The sequence below is a fragment of the Caballeronia hypogeia genome (genome assembly GCF_001544875.2).
GTDB lineage: Bacteria > Pseudomonadota > Gammaproteobacteria > Burkholderiales > Burkholderiaceae > Caballeronia > Caballeronia hypogeia.
On the sequence record NZ_FCOA02000002.1, the window covers coordinates 125,827 to 139,490 of the forward strand.

13 protein-coding genes are annotated in these 13,664 nt (G+C 64.9%); 4 read left to right on the plus strand and 9 right to left on the minus strand.

What is annotated here, in order from left to right:
- Positions 1-12: 12 nt before the first annotated feature.
- From AWB79_RS03840 to AWB79_RS03865, 6 genes are all read right to left on the minus strand, one after another.
- On the minus strand, positions 13-1,668 hold the full coding sequence (locus tag AWB79_RS03840; protein WP_157695688.1) for a hypothetical protein: 1,656 nt from the start codon (positions 1,666-1,668) through the stop codon (positions 13-15).
- A gap of 259 nt (positions 1,669-1,927) precedes the next feature.
- Entirely contained in the window at positions 1,928-2,884 is a 957-nt protein-coding gene (locus tag AWB79_RS03845) for an ABC transporter permease (protein ID WP_061166066.1), read from the minus strand.
- 8 nt (positions 2,885-2,892) lie between these two features.
- Positions 2,893-3,882, minus strand: a complete 990-nt coding sequence (locus AWB79_RS03850; RefSeq protein ID WP_061166067.1) for an ABC transporter permease — start codon at positions 3,880-3,882, stop codon at positions 2,893-2,895.
- Entirely contained in the window at positions 3,882-5,447 is a 1,566-nt protein-coding gene (locus AWB79_RS03855; protein WP_061166068.1) for a sugar ABC transporter ATP-binding protein, read from the minus strand. The genes AWB79_RS03850 and AWB79_RS03855 overlap by 1 nt, the downstream gene beginning before the upstream one ends.
- 80 nt (positions 5,448-5,527) lie before the next feature.
- Positions 5,528-6,544, minus strand: a complete 1,017-nt coding sequence (locus AWB79_RS03860) for an ABC transporter substrate-binding protein (protein ID WP_061166459.1) — start codon at positions 6,542-6,544, stop codon at positions 5,528-5,530.
- A gap of 104 nt (positions 6,545-6,648) precedes the next feature.
- On the minus strand, positions 6,649-7,737 hold the full coding sequence (locus AWB79_RS03865) for a LacI family DNA-binding transcriptional regulator (RefSeq protein ID WP_232470811.1): 1,089 nt from the start codon (positions 7,735-7,737) through the stop codon (positions 6,649-6,651).
- 178 nt (positions 7,738-7,915) lie between these two features.
- On the opposite strand from AWB79_RS03865, the gene AWB79_RS03870 reads away from it, so the two are divergent.
- Both AWB79_RS03870 and AWB79_RS03875 read left to right on the plus strand, forming a co-directional pair.
- Entirely contained in the window at positions 7,916-8,704 is a 789-nt protein-coding gene (locus AWB79_RS03870; protein WP_061166069.1) for a phytanoyl-CoA dioxygenase family protein, read from the plus strand.
- Positions 8,701-9,633 (plus strand): aldose 1-epimerase, encoded by a 933-nt coding sequence (locus AWB79_RS03875; protein WP_061166070.1) that lies wholly within the window; start codon positions 8,701-8,703, stop codon positions 9,631-9,633. Before AWB79_RS03870 ends, AWB79_RS03875 begins: the two co-directional genes overlap by 4 nt.
- A 12-nt stretch (positions 9,634-9,645) precedes the next feature.
- Here the strand turns inward: AWB79_RS03875 and AWB79_RS03880 are convergent, their stop codons facing one another.
- The 3 genes from AWB79_RS03880 to AWB79_RS03890 form a co-directional block, all read right to left on the minus strand.
- A complete protein-coding gene (locus AWB79_RS03880) occupies positions 9,646-9,951 on the minus strand; it encodes a hypothetical protein (protein WP_061166071.1) in 306 nt (101 codons plus the stop codon).
- Positions 9,952-10,236: 285 nt separating this feature from the next.
- Entirely contained in the window at positions 10,237-10,530 is a 294-nt protein-coding gene (locus AWB79_RS03885; RefSeq protein ID WP_061166072.1) for a hypothetical protein, read from the minus strand.
- Positions 10,531-10,679: 149 nt separating this feature from the next.
- Positions 10,680-10,901 (minus strand): hypothetical protein, encoded by a 222-nt coding sequence (locus tag AWB79_RS03890; protein WP_061166461.1) that lies wholly within the window; start codon positions 10,899-10,901, stop codon positions 10,680-10,682.
- Between the two features lie 136 nt (positions 10,902-11,037).
- Here AWB79_RS03890 and AWB79_RS03895 point away from each other — a divergent pair, with 136 nt between their 5' ends.
- Together AWB79_RS03895 and AWB79_RS03900 are read left to right on the plus strand one after the other, a co-directional pair.
- Positions 11,038-12,249 (plus strand): putative DNA modification/repair radical SAM protein, encoded by a 1,212-nt coding sequence (locus AWB79_RS03895; protein ID WP_061166073.1) that lies wholly within the window; start codon positions 11,038-11,040, stop codon positions 12,247-12,249.
- Positions 12,249-13,664, plus strand: coding sequence for a UdgX family uracil-DNA binding protein (locus tag AWB79_RS03900; protein WP_061166074.1), 1,416 nt, complete (start codon positions 12,249-12,251; stop codon positions 13,662-13,664). The genes AWB79_RS03895 and AWB79_RS03900 overlap by 1 nt, the downstream gene beginning before the upstream one ends.

Here is a 13,664-nt window from a genome sequence, read left to right on the forward strand (position 1 = left end):
GACTGCTCCGGTTTATTGAGCCACGCGTTCGAGCGCGACCGTTAAACAGCGCGGTACGCTGTCGATCGCCGGATCGGCCATGTCCATATTCTTTTCCGGGAAGACGGTGGCGACGTAGTCGCCGGCCTCGGGGAGCGGGAAGGTCGCGACGAAGCCGTTTGGTGTGTCGTCGCCTGCTGTCGGATTGATCGGCTTGCCGCGCAGGACTAAGCGCATCGTGTAATCGTTCGCCGGCTTCGTTTCGTTCGGTGCGCTGGCGGCAGTTATCCGATACTGACCCACCGCGGGCACCGTGAGGCGAATTTGTCCGCGGTTGCCGAGCTTGTTTGGCGTACCGGCAAATACGCTGGAGCACGACGTGCCGCTGGTTCCGGGCGTGAGCGGCAGATAGATCGGGACGACGGCGGGCTTGAGGGCAGCGGTGAGATCGTTGGCCGCCGTCGCGGTTCCCCACGCATCGAGCGTATTGCCGCTGGTGACCTTTATGTCGGCGAGGAGTTGATCGAGCTTCGTCTTTCCGGCGTCGCTCAGACCAGGACGCAGCACGGTTGCAAACGAAAAGATGCTGGCAATGGCCGGCGTGACCTTCTGACCGCCGAGCATGGCGCGGTAGATCGGGGCGAAGCCGATGTCAGGAGACTTGTAAGCCTGGAAGAGCGTGCGGGAGAGCCACATTTCGTCGAACCAGAACTGGTTCGCGATCTTGGGGGGCTCGTCGAAGCTGAGCACATAGCCGGTCTGCGCCTGAAGCGGGCCGTTCGTGTTCGCGAGATAGGGAGAATCGCGCACCATCGACGAGAACGCGTTACCCCAGGCCTCGGAGAAAGCCGTGCCTATTTCTAGCGCTTCTCCGACTGAGTGACTGCCGCCCATGTTGTCGGAGCGGGAAACGCTGGACTCGACGTAATGCCCGAACTCGTGAAGCACCACGGAACTGTCGTACTCGTCCGTGTCGACGTTCTCGGCGCCCTTGATATAGAGCGCTTCCGTGTTGTCGGTGATGGTGTGATGAGTGGCCGAGAGCAGGCCTTTCGCCGGGTCGTTCAGCTCGCCTCCGGAGGGCCGGTTGTTGATGCTCCAGAAAACGTTCAGCAGGGGAAGCTTTACTTCGGGCGCGGTGGCGCGCATCTTCTGCGCGGCGGTCACCATCTGATCGAGCATGGCGAAGGGCGCCGCCGTGCGCGGTGCGCCGTAACCCTTGCCGGTCCAGCCCGAAGCGGCGTTCAGGTCGACTTGCGTCTTGCCAAGTTGGGGGGTCTCGAAGACGCCTCCGCGCATCGAATAGAGCGGGGCGGTGTTGGGAGACACGGCGTATTCCGGCGCGGTGTTGTCACGCGCTTTCACGAGGTAGTCGGGCGCGCTTTCGGGTCCGTCCGAGACTTGTGCCGTCACGCGCACGTAAGCGCGGGTGCCGCCCGGCAACTTCATGGAATAGCCACCGGTCTCGCTGGAATAAGTCTTGGCGAGTACGCTCTTGCCGTCCTCGGAGACGGCTTCGACCAGTGCATGGCGAACGGGGCGCTTCTCGGTGTTCGCGTAGTCGAGCTTGCCGTTGAACGTTCCGTCGGCTGCTTTCTGAATGGCCGTCGGTACGAATTCGTAGCTCAGGCTTCCCTTGACGCCCGGCGTGGAGTCAAGACCGCCGTCCGAGCCGCCGCAGGCCGACAACAATGCGGCCGACAGCGCGCCGAACGCGATCGCAGTAAGCCTGAAGCCACGCGCGGATTTCCCCGATTTCTGAAGCATTGTGTGCGTTCCTTTCGACTTGATCAGGGCGAAATCCTAAGATTGCGCATCGCCGACCAACTATCGGAACGCTCCCAAAGCCGCTGTAACAAATCAGCAATCGCGAAATGTCCTCTTTACAAACGCCGCGCGCTTGTTCTTGCAACGCGCCGGCCATCGGAGAAAGCGTTCGCGTCGTCGCTCAGTGCGCCACTTTCTCGGTCTTGCCGCCGCGATTCAGCACCCGCGCCTGCAACACGATCACCAGCAGCAAAAACGCGCCGCGAATCACCGACTGCCAGTACGCCGAGAGCGAGATATAGCCGAGCCCGTTCTCGAAGTTGAGCAGGTTGAACACCAGCCCGAGCAGCGCGACGCCGGCAACGGTCATCGCGATGGACCCTTCGCCGCCGGTCAGCCGCGTGCCGCCGAGCACCACGGCGGAAATCGCGAACAGCTCCCAGCCCACGCCTTCATTCGGCTGCCCCGCGCCGAACTGCGCGGCGAGAATCGCCCCGGCGATGCCGGCGAGCAGGCCGCTCACGGCATACACGAACACCAGCGTGCGGTCCACGTTCAGCCCCATAAGCCGCGATGCTTCCTCGCTCCCGCCGATGGCGAGCGCATGCCGGCCGAAGCGCGACGAACGCAGCGCGATCCATGCGGCGATTGCCGCCGCCGCGGACACGAGCCCCGGAATCGGCAGCGCGAACAGATCGCCTTGCCCGAAGCTCGCGAAGTTCGAATCGGACGAAATGCCCACGGCGTCGTTATGGCCGAGCAGCAAGGCAAGTCCATGCGCGCCGAGACTCGTCGCCAGCGTCACGATGAACGGCAGAATCCGCATATGCGTGATGACGATGCCGTTCAGCACGCCGACCGCGAGTCCCGCGAACGATCCCGCGAGCACGCCCGCCACGACGCCATGCGGGCTCGCCAGCGCCGACACGACGCTCGCCAGCGCCGCCACCGCGCCCACCGAAAGATCGATGCCGCCCGTGATGATCACGAACGCCATGCCGATGGAGATCAGCAGGAACATCGAGTTGTAGCGCCAGAACGAGGTGATGTTGTACGCATCCGCGAAATGCTCGTAACGCGTCACGCCAAGCACCAGCAACGCCACGAGCGCGATCAGGATCGGCAGGTTCTTTTTCATGTCGATATTCAGCCTCGCTTGCGTTGCACGTACACCGCCGCAATGATGATCGCGGCCTTGAGCACGAGCGCGGCGGCATCCGGAATGCCGTGCGCGAGCAGCGTATAGCGCAGCAACTGGATGATGAGCGCCCCGATCAGCGTGCCGGTGATATACGCCTTGCCGCCCGTCAACGCCGTGCCGCCGACCGCGACCGCCGCGATCGCGTCGAGCTCCACGCCGAGCCCCACCACGTTCGCATCCGACGACGAATTCACCGAGATCGAGATCAGCCCCGCGAGCCCGGCGAGCGCCGCGCACACGGTGTACGCGATCATCTTCACGCGCGCAGTGGGAATGCCGGAGAGATACGCGGCGTCTTCGTTTCCGCCGGTGACGAGCAGGTACTTGCCGAACAGCGTCTTGCGCACGATCCACGTGAACAGCGCGACCAGCGCGAGCATCAGAAGGATCTGGAACGGCACGCCCGCGATCTTGCCGAGCGCGATCCACTGAAACGCGGGATTGGTGAAGGCCTGCAGGCTGCCGTCGGTGACCACCTGCGCGATGCCGCGACCCGCGATGAACAGCACGAGCGTCGCGACGATGGGCTGCACGTTGAGGCGCGTCACGAGAAAGCCGTTGAACACGCCGCACACGGCGGCCGCGAGAATCGGCAGCGTGAACGCGAGCAGAATGCCGAGCGGTCCCTCGATGTTCATGAAGAGCATCGGCGCGAGCGCACCGGCGATCGCCATCGAAGCGCCCACCGACAAGTCGATGCCGCCTGTGGCGACCACCATCGTCATGCCGATGCCGACGATCACGATCGTCACCACCTGCGTCAGATTCACGTTGAAGGTCTGCAGCGACACGAAGTGCTGCGTGAAGATCAGGTTGAAGACGATCATCGCGAGCAGCACGGCGACTTCGCGCTGGATCGCGAGGCCGCGTTTTTTCTTCTTCTTCGCCGGCTCGGGCGCGATGGAGGCCGCGGCCGGTTGCGTCTTGTCGATCATCATTCGCTTCCTCGCGCCGTCGTCTCCACCGCTTCCGCCAGCGCCGAGCGCTCGCCCGCGCCGTAGGCGATCGCGTCCATGATCGCGGTTTCGTTCATCTGCGCGCCGTCCAGTTGGGCGACGGTTTCGCCGTCGCGGATCACGACGGCGCGATCGGCGATGGCCGTCAGCTCTTCCAGTTCCGACGCCGACAGCAGCACCGCCAGCCCCGCATCACGCAATTCGCGCACGATCTTCGCGACGTCCGCCTTCGCGCCGACGTCGATGCCGCGCGTGGGTTCGTCAAGCAAAAGCAGGCGCGGGTGCGTCGCGAGCCAGCGGGCGAGCAGCACCTTCTGCTGATTGCCGCCCGAGAGTTCGCGAATCGGCTGATCCGCCGAACGCAGCTTGATGCCGAGCGATTCGATGAAACCATCGACGATCTCTCTTTGCCTCTCGACATCGACGACGCCGTTCCTCGTCAGCGCCGGCAGGCACACGAGCGTGAGGTTGTCGCGCACCGAGAGCTCGGGGACGATGCCTTCCGCTTTTCGATCCTCCGTCAGATACGCGACGCCGCGCGCGATCGCGTCTTTCGGCGATCTGAACGCCGCGCTCTCGCCGCCGACTGCGAGCGCGCCTTTCGCGGGACGATCCGCGCCGAACAGCAGGCGCATGGTCTCCGTGCGTCCCGAGCCGAGCAGGCCCGCGAGACCGACCGCTTCGCCCGCATGCACGTCGAGCGATACATCGGTGACTTTCGCGCCGGCCGCGAGGCCCTGCGCCGCGAGCATCACCGGCCCGCGCTTCGCTAGTTTCGCTTCCTTCACCGCGCTGTCTTCGTGCACGACGGCGGCGAGCGTGCGGCCGAGCATCGTCGTGACGAGCTTCAGCTTGTCCATTTCCTGCATCGTGCTTTCGGCGACGGTTTGCCCGTCGCGCATCACGGTGACGCGATCGCACAGCGCGTACAGTTCGTCGAGCCGGTGCGACACGAAGATCACCGCGCGGCCGTCGTCGCGCAGACGGCGCACGACGGTGAACAGCAGTTCGACTTCGCGCTCGTCGAGCGAGGACGTCGATTCGTCCATGATGACCATGCGCGCGTCCGACGAAACCGCGCGCGCGAGCGCCACCATCTGCTGGATCGCGGTGGAATATTCGCGCACGGGTTTCTTCACGTCGATCGACAAGCCGAACGATTCGAGCAGCTCCGAGGCGCGCCGCTGCACCGTTTTCCAGTCGATCAGACCGAAACGGCGCGGCTCGCGCCCGAGAAAGATGTTCTCCGCGACCGAGCGGAACGGCACCAGATTGATCTCCTGATAGATCGTGCTGATACCGGCTTCGCGCGCCTCCTTGGGCGTGCGGAAATCGGCTTCGCGGCCGTCGAAGCGGATCGTGCCCGCGTTTCTGCGATACGCGCCGGTGAGAATCTTGATCAGCGTGGATTTGCCCGCGCCGTTCTGGCCGATCAGCGCGTGCACTTCGCCCGCCGCGACCGTCAGGCGCGCGTGCTTCAGGGCGGCGACGCCGCCGAACGAGATGTCGATGTCCTGCATGTCGAGCAGGGGAGTCTCTGGCATGGCTTCGTTCCATTCAGATGAAAACGCGAGCGGCCCCGACTGGCGAGGCGCGCCCGCAAAGCACCTTCACAGCATGGAGCTCAATACCCGTACTTCATGCTCTCGTCGACATTGCTCTTGTCGTAGAAGCGGTCCGACACCTTGACCCACGGCGGAATCGTTTCGCCCTTCGCGTATTTCTGCGCGACATCGCAGGCGAGCGGCCCGAAGAACGGGCTCGACTGCACGCTCGCGCCGAGCTCGCCCGCCTTGATGGCTTCGAGCCCGCCCTTGGTGCCGTCGATGGTCACGAGCACGATGTCCTTGCCCGGCTGCTTGCCCGCCGCCTTGATCGCGGCGATCGCGCCGAGCGCCATTTCGTCGTTGTGCGCGTAGACGGCGGTCACGTCGGGATGCGCCTGAAGCAGCGTCTCCATCACCTGACGGCCCTTGTCGCGCGCGAAGTCGCCGCTTTGCGACGCGACGATCTTCATGCCCGGATTCTTCGCGATGACGTCGTCGAACCCCTTCTTGCGATCGTTCGCGGCGGACGCGCCCGTCGAGCCTTCGAGTTCGATGATGGTCGCCTTGCCGTTCGTCGCCTTCACGAGCCAGTTGGCGGCGCGCTGACCCTGATCGATGAAGTCCGAGCCGATGAAGGTGATGTAGTCCTTGCCGGCTTTCGCCATCGACTGGTCGATGTTGCGGTCGACGAGAATCACCGGAATGCCCGCCTTCTTCGCCTGCATGACGACCGGAACGAGCGGTTTCTCTTCACGCGGCGGGAAGACGAGCAGATCGACGTGCTGCGCGATCATGCTCTGAATGTCCGAGACCTGCTTGGCCGCCGAGCTGTTGGCGTCGGTCATGACCATCTGCCAGCCGCACTTCGCGGCGATGTCCTTGAAGCTCTTGGTCTCCGCGAGACGCCACGGATTGTTGCTCTCGGTCTGCGCGAAGCCGACCTTCAGCGGCTTCTTGTTCGGAATCTTCGGCAGGCCGTCGTCGGCGGCGTGGGCGGCGGTGAAGCCGGCCGCGAGCGTCAATGCGGTCATGGCGGTCAGTGCGGCAGCGAGCGGGCGCAGGCCCAGGCGCGATTTCTTCGTGAGCGACAGCATGTCTTCCTCCATAGGATGGTTTGCCTCTTTGTATGAGTGCCGATGCTTGTGTTGCCCGGTCTGCCCTGCTGCGAGAGTGATATCGATGAAGCGTTTATTAATTTTTAATCGCTAATATTATTGCTTGCCAGAAGTTTCGCTTCGGTAATTTCCCTGACCGAGCCGCGTTCGATCAGCGGCCCGTCGAGCTTCACCGTGCGACGCCGCACCGGCGCGCCCGCCGCGCGATTCTCTTCTTCCTGGAGCAGTGTCTCGACGGCCCAGCGGCCCAGTTCGTAGTTCGGCAGCACGACGGTGGACAGCGGCGGATGCGTGTGCCGCGCGATTTCCTGATCGTCGTAGCCGAGCACGGAGACGTCGTCCGGCACGCGCAGGCCGAGCTGCTTCAGCGCTTCGATCGCGCCGAGCGCCATCAGGTCGTTCGCGCAGAAGATCGCGGTCGGCGGATTCGCCTCGCGCATCAATGAAAGCGTCTGCTCGAAACCGGTGTCGGGGCTCCAGTCGCCTTCGCGCACGAGTTCCGGCGCGAACGGCAGATCGGCTGTGGCGAGCGCGGTGCGATAACCCTTCAGCCGATCGCGCGCCGCGTCCTGCCAGGGCTCGCCGTTGATATAGCCGATGCGCCTGTGGCCCGCGGCCAGCAGATGATCCGTCGCCGTGTGGCCGCCCGCCACCTCGGCCGGCACCACCGACGACACGTTCGCCTCGCCCGTGTAGCAGTTGAGCAGCACCGTCGGCACGCGCGCGAGCGCTGCGGGCAGCGTGACGCGGCGCGTGTAGACGGTCGCGTAGATCACGCCGAGCACGTCGGGATTGCCGAGCGTCGCGTCGAGCACGCGCGCTTCGATCGCCGCGTTGCCGTGGGTCGAATAGACGGCCAGCACGCGGCCGTTGGCGAACGCGGCGTCGCGCGCGCCGTCGATGCTCACCACCGGATGCGGGCTTGTCGAGATCTCGTCGGCGAGGTAGACGATCAGATTGCGCTCCCCCGCGCGCTGGAGCGCCGCGACCGGCTCGCGCTGCGTCATGCGATAGCCGAGTTCCTGCGCCGCGCGCAGCACCTTGTCGCGCGTCGTGTCGGAAAACTTCGCGCCGCTCGCGTTGTTCAGCACGAGCGAGACGGTCGATTGCGAGACTCCGGTGAGCTTCGCGATGTCGGTCATCGTCGGGCGTCGTTGCGTGGATTTTTTCATTGTGTGGTGCGTCGCGAGAACGAAAACTTCGTCACTAATATTAGTGATGACCGATGTAAAACGCACGCGTTTATTCATCGATTCGAATCGGGGTTTTCACTGGTTATTACTAATAATATTGACGAACGGATTACACGCGTGCGATTCTGGTTTCGAACTCGAAACGAGGAGGCCACGCATGGGCAAGTACGACGAAGGCGCGCGGGACGCGCTCGCCGAAGCGTTCGAACGAGACGGCTTCGTGCTGCTGCGTGAGCATTTCCCGCGCGCGAAGATCGAAGCGTGGCGCGACGCGTTCGCGCCTTTGCTCGCACCGCACGTCGAAGCCGATGCCAGCGGCAATCGTGGTCCGGGCCGGTACTACGTGACGCTGCCGTTCGAAGGCGAATTCGCGGACCCGTCGATCATCTGCGACGAGGACATCGTCGGAATCGTCGAGCGCGTGGCGGGGCGCGATCCGGTCATGTGTCAGCTCGCCACCGACACGCCCGTGCACGGTTCGAAGCATCAGGACTGGCATCGCGACACGCCGCCGCTTTTCGACGACGCGCCCGAAACGCCGTCATTCCAGCTCGCGGTGAATTTCCCGCTGGTCGATGTCGATGACCATAACGGCCCGCTGGAAACGACGCGTGGCACGCATCGCATGTCGCGGGAAGAGGCGCTCGAAGGTCTCGAAGCAGGGCGCTTCACGGCGGAACGCGTACCGATGCGAATCGGCGACGTCATGATCCGCGACGTGCGCGGCCTGCATCGCGGCACGCCGAACCTGACCGGCGAGCCACGTCCGATGGTCGTGATCGGTTATAGCCGCGCGTGGTATTTCCGGCCCGAGGTGCATATCGACGTGCCGCGCGCCGTGCTTGCCGCATTGCCCGCGCGAGCGCGGCGTCTGTTGCGCTTCAACCCGCAAGTCGAGCGCACGCCGCGCATCTTCGACGAAAGTTACCGGCAGTTCGCATATTGAACGCCGCCACCGCCGACAAGCTCATCGAGCTGCGCCATGGCGCGCGGCGCGTGCTGCTCGCGCCGGAGATCGGCGGCGCGATCGCGGCTTTCGACGAGACGCGTGACGGCCGCGCGATCGACTGGTTGCGTCCCGCGACGCTCGCCGCGCTCGCCGCGCGCGATCCGCTCGGCATGGCGAGTTTTCCGCTTTTGCCTTATTGCAACCGTATCCGCGATGCGAGTTTCGTGTTCGACGGCGCGCCGGTCGATCTTTCCGGCGACGGCAACGCGTTCGCGCACGCCCTGCACGGCAATGCGTGGCGGCTGCCCTGGCGCGCGGGCGATGTGTCGGAATCGCGCGCGCGTTTGCATTTTCTGCATGAGCCCTCGCGCGCGGCGGGGCGCCATTGGCCGTTTGCCTACGAAGCGACGCAGGACATCGCGCTCGATGCACTCAGATTGACCGTGACGATTTCGGCGCGCAACCTGTCCGATCGGCCGATGCCGTTCGGCATGGGACATCACCCGTACTATCCGCGCACGCGCAACACGCGCATACATGCACGTGTCGCCGCGATGTGGCACAGCACGCCCGATCTGCTTCCGACTCATGCGGGACCGCATCCGTGCGTCGATGCGATGGCGTCGAACGAAGGAATGTCCGCCGATGCCTTCGACCTCGACAACAACTTCGCCGTCTGGTCGCGCAGCGCGACGATCGCATGGCCGGACGAAGCACGCTCGATCACGCTCGAAGCCTGCGCGCCTTTCGACCACATGGTGGTGTATGCGCCGGCGGCGCATCCGGATTTGCTGTGCGTCGAACCGGTGAGCAACGTCGCCGACTGGCTCAATCTCGATGTCGGCCGCGCGCTTACGGGCGGCGCGGTGCTGCTGCCGGGCGAGTCGGTCAGCGCGACATTCGCCTGGACGACTCGCGTGGACTAAAAGAGTCCGTCTTTACTGACCGAAGAAGACGTTGCAGTTTGGCACGCTGCAACCGCCGCCATCGCGACGGCCGCTCGCGGACGCGGCGCTCATGCCGCCGTAGGCGGAGCCGTCGCCGGTTTGCTCTTGCGGCGCGGCGGCGGTTTGCGTCTGATCGGGCGTCGCCTGCGAGATTTGCATCGGGCGCATGGTCTGTATGAGTTGCTGCGCTTCGGGCGGCATGCCTTGCGCGTGCGCCGCGCCGATGGTGGCGACATTGGTGACGACCGCACAGGCGGCCATCATGGCGATGAGATTCGGATTGATTCTGCGCTTCATGTTCCAGCTCCTTGAAACGAAGGCACAAGCAGCCGGGATCGCGCGTCTCGGTCTCCTTGCAGCGTGGTCGATGGATGGTGGATGAGATCGAGCGCGCGCCGCGAAGGCCGAAACAACGACTCGCCCGATGCGCCAATAGCCAGAAAGCCGGGCGCAACGGGTAGCGCTCAGGAGCTAAGGTAAGGCAGCGGGAAAGCAGGCGAAATCCCTATCTGGTAGGGATGCTTTAGAGGGGAGAGGGGCCCGTACTTGCGGTAAGCCGGGCCGATTCAAACCAAGAAACGTTTAGTATGACTTCGCGGCGCCACCGCTAGACGTGCCGGAAGCCGAACTACCTTTCTTATGCTTGTGCATCTGACTGCCGGAGTTCGATTGCGAGCCCATGGTGTTCGCACCCGATGCGCCCGACGTCGAGCCCGTCACGCCATTGCCGTTCGGCGTGCTCATGCCGGTGCCGCCCTGACCCGCGCCGTTGCCGCCCGCTGTGCCGCCGCCGGCACCTGCGCCTTGCGCGAACGCCGCGCCGGACAGACTCAGAACGATTGCAGAAACGAGCAGACTTCTCTTCGCTTTCTTCATGGTTTCCTCCCGTTGATCGATGATTTCGACGCACGCCGCTACTCGCCGTGCTGCGGCGTCGCGGCTTACATTGCGCAATCGTCGTGCCGCGCGAGGTTCACGCGGGGTCTTGCTAATCAGGTCGCGCAATCAAAAGGAAGAAGGGATTGCTAGGCCAGGGCCTCGTCGCACCATTCGATCGCCCACGCTCGCGCGCAATGCACGGCGTCCGATTCGATGGTGAAGACGTCGAGTTCGCCGGACTCGAAAATTTCCACATGCGCGGCGGCCTCGCCCGGATCGCGGGTGATGCGCGCATGCGCGTAGTAGCTCCCGTCCGGGTCGTGACGGGCGGTGCAGTCGATGTGAAACGTCTTGTAGTCGAATCGCATGAGGGCTGCGAAGGATGAATTCTGGAGGGCAGGCGCGAAGCATGCGGAAGTGACGACGAGGCTGGAATAAAACCATTTGCCTTTGACCGCGCCACTCATATGCGATACTGTATATATATACAGTATCGAACTCAAGATGGATCTCTCTGAAAAGCTCGCAATCCTCGCGGACGCCGCCAAGTACGACGCGTCGTGCGCGAGCGGCGGCGCACCGAAACGCGAGTCGCGCGGCATCGAAGGTCTCGGCGCCAGCACCGGCTCCGGCATCTGCCACAGCTTCACGCCCGATGGCCGCTGCGTCTCGCTGCTCAAGATCCTGTTGACCAACTTCTGTCTCTACGACTGCCGCTACTGCATCAACCGTCGTTCGAGCAACGTGCCGCGCGCCCGCTTCACGCCCGAGGAAGTCGTCAGTCTCACGCTGGATTTCTACCGCCGCAATTACGTCGACGGCCTGTTTCTCAGCTCGGGCGTGATTCGTTCGTCTAACTACACGATGGAGCAACTCGTTCAGGTCGCGAAATCCCTGCGCGAGCAGCACCAGTTTCGCGGTTATATCCACCTGAAGACGATTCCCGATGCCGACCCGGAACTCATCGCGCAGGCCGGACGTTACGCGGACCGTCTGAGCGTGAACATCGAATTGCCGACCGAGATCGGTCTCGAGCGTCTCGCCCCGGAAAAAAGCGGCCGCACGATCAAGCTTGCGATGGGCAACATTCGCGTGGCGCGCGAGGAGTCGGAAGCGGAGCCGCGCGCGCCGCGCTTCGCGCCGGCGGGGCAGAGCACGCAGATGATCGTCGGCGCGGACGAAACCGACGACCGCACGATTCTCGGCACCGCCGAAACGCTCTACGGCTCGTATCAGTTGAAGCGCGTGTACTACTCGGCGTTCAGCCCGATTCCCGACAGCCCGTCCGGCGTGCCGTCGAAGGCGCCGCCGCTGTTGCGCGAGCATCGGCTGTATCAGGCGGATTTTCTGATGCGCGGCTATGGTTTCGCCGCCGCGGAACTGCTCGGGGACGCCGGCAATCTGCCGCTCGATGTCGATCCGAAGCTTGCCTGGGCGCTCGCGCATCGCGAACGCTTTCCGGTCGATCTGAACGCCGCGCCCGCGCGCGTGATCGCGCGCGTGCCGGGCATCGGCATGCGCAACGCGAAGCGCATCGTCGAGTTGCGGCGGGCGCGGCGCGTGCGCTATCAGGACCTCGTGCGGCTGCGTTGCCCGATGGACAAGGTCAAGCCGTTCGTCGTCACGGCGGATTACCGGCCGCCGCTGGCGGAGACCTCGTCGGAAAGTCTGCGGCGCGCGCTCGCCACTGAACCGGTGCAGTTGTCCCTGATCTGATGCACGTCATCTCGATCGACGACGATTTCGCCGCTTGGCGCGCCGCCGCGCTCGACGCCATCGCGCGCAGGCTCGCGCCCGAATCGATCGACTGGCGCACGGCGCAGGCCGAGCCGGGGTTGTTCAACGAATCGGCGGCGCCGCAGAAAGTCGATCAGACGCCGCAGATTCGCGTGTCGCGCGAACTCGCCACGCTCTTGAAAGATGCCGCGCATTTCCGCGATTCGCGGCGCTGGAGCTTTCTCTATCGCGTGCTGTGGCGCTGGGCGCAGGGCGAGCGCGCGGTGGCGTCGGCGGCGGATGAAGACGGCGCGCGGCTCTCTAAAATGGCCAAGGCGGTGCGGCGCGCGCAGCACGACATGATCGCGTACGTGCGATTCCGGCAGCGCGACGCGGCGCTGGGCGCGCCCGAGTACGTCGCGTGGCACGAGCCGGATCACGACGTGCTTGCGTGGGGCGCGGAGCATTTCGCGGCGCGCATGGGCAAATCGACGTGGCTCATCGCGACGCCGGACGGCGCGGCCATGTTCGACGGCGAGCATCTGCAGATCGAGCGTCGCCGCGCACTCGCCTCCGAGCACGACGTCGACACGCCCGACGCCGCCGAAGCGCTCTGGATGACCTATTACCGCAGCATCTTCAACCCCGCGCGGCTGAACGAAGCGGCGCTGGAGCAGCACATGCCGGTGCGTTTCTGGAAAGGATTGCCGGAAGGCGCGCTGATTCCGCAACTCGTGAGCGATGCGCGCGGCGGGGCGCGGCGCGTCGCGCAGGCGCAGCGGGTCGGCGCGCTCGGCGGCAAGGCGGTGCAGGTCGAGGCGCATGACGCCCAGCCGGAACGCGACGCGCCCACCTCGCTCGATACGTGCCGTCGCTGCGACCTCTGGCGCAACGCGACGCAGGCGGTGCACGGCGCGGGATCGGCGGATGCGCGCATCATGCTGCTCGGTGAGCAGCCCGGCGATCAGGAGGATCTGAAGGGTGAACCGTTCGTCGGACCGGCGGGACAGTTGCTCGACGAAGCCATGCAACGCGCGGGCGTGCCGCGCGAGCAGGTATATCTGACCAATGCCGTGAAGCATTTCAAATGGGAGCCGCGCGGCAAGCGGCGCCTGCACAAGACGCCCGCGCAACAGGAAGTCGAAGCCTGTTCGTACTGGCTCGAACGGGAGTTGCACGAAGTCGGCGCGCGCGTGATCGTCACGCTCGGCGCGACGGCGCTCGCCGCGCTTTTTGGCCGGCGCGCGACGCTCTCGGCGCATGTCGGACGCGTGGTGCCGTATCGCGACAAGCTCGTCGTCGCGACGTATCACCCGTCGTATGCGCTGCGCCAGAACGACGAAGCCGCGCGCGAGCGTACCGTCGCGGCCATTGTCGCGGCGCTGGATCAGGCGCGTGAACTGAGTGCGCGTTAG

Excerpts from the sequence above, each read along its gene's own strand:
- AWB79_RS03845 (WP_061166066.1), bottom strand. The coding sequence starts at position 2,884 with ATGAAAAAGAACCTGCCGATCCTGATCGCGCTCGTGGCGTTGCTGGTG.
- AWB79_RS03850 (WP_061166067.1), bottom strand. The coding sequence starts at position 3,882 with ATGATCGACAAGACGCAACCGGCCGCGGCCTCCATCGCGCCCGAGCCG.
- AWB79_RS03855 (WP_061166068.1), bottom strand. The coding sequence starts at position 5,447 with ATGCCAGAGACTCCCCTGCTCGACATGCAGGACATCGACATCTCGTTC.
- AWB79_RS03860 (WP_061166459.1), bottom strand. The coding sequence starts at position 6,544 with ATGCTGTCGCTCACGAAGAAATCGCGCCTGGGCCTGCGCCCGCTCGCT.
- AWB79_RS03865 (WP_232470811.1), bottom strand. The coding sequence starts at position 7,737 with ATGAAAAAATCCACGCAACGACGCCCGACGATGACCGACATCGCGAAG.
- AWB79_RS03870 (WP_061166069.1), top strand. The coding sequence starts at position 7,916 with ATGGGCAAGTACGACGAAGGCGCGCGGGACGCGCTCGCCGAAGCGTTC.
- AWB79_RS03880 (WP_061166071.1), bottom strand. The coding sequence starts at position 9,951 with ATGAAGCGCAGAATCAATCCGAATCTCATCGCCATGATGGCCGCCTGT.
- AWB79_RS03885 (WP_061166072.1), bottom strand. The coding sequence starts at position 10,530 with ATGAAGAAAGCGAAGAGAAGTCTGCTCGTTTCTGCAATCGTTCTGAGT.
- AWB79_RS03890 (WP_061166461.1), bottom strand. The coding sequence starts at position 10,901 with ATGCGATTCGACTACAAGACGTTTCACATCGACTGCACCGCCCGTCAC.
- AWB79_RS03895 (WP_061166073.1), top strand. The coding sequence starts at position 11,038 with ATGGATCTCTCTGAAAAGCTCGCAATCCTCGCGGACGCCGCCAAGTAC.
- AWB79_RS03900 (WP_061166074.1), top strand. The coding sequence starts at position 12,249 with ATGCACGTCATCTCGATCGACGACGATTTCGCCGCTTGGCGCGCCGCC.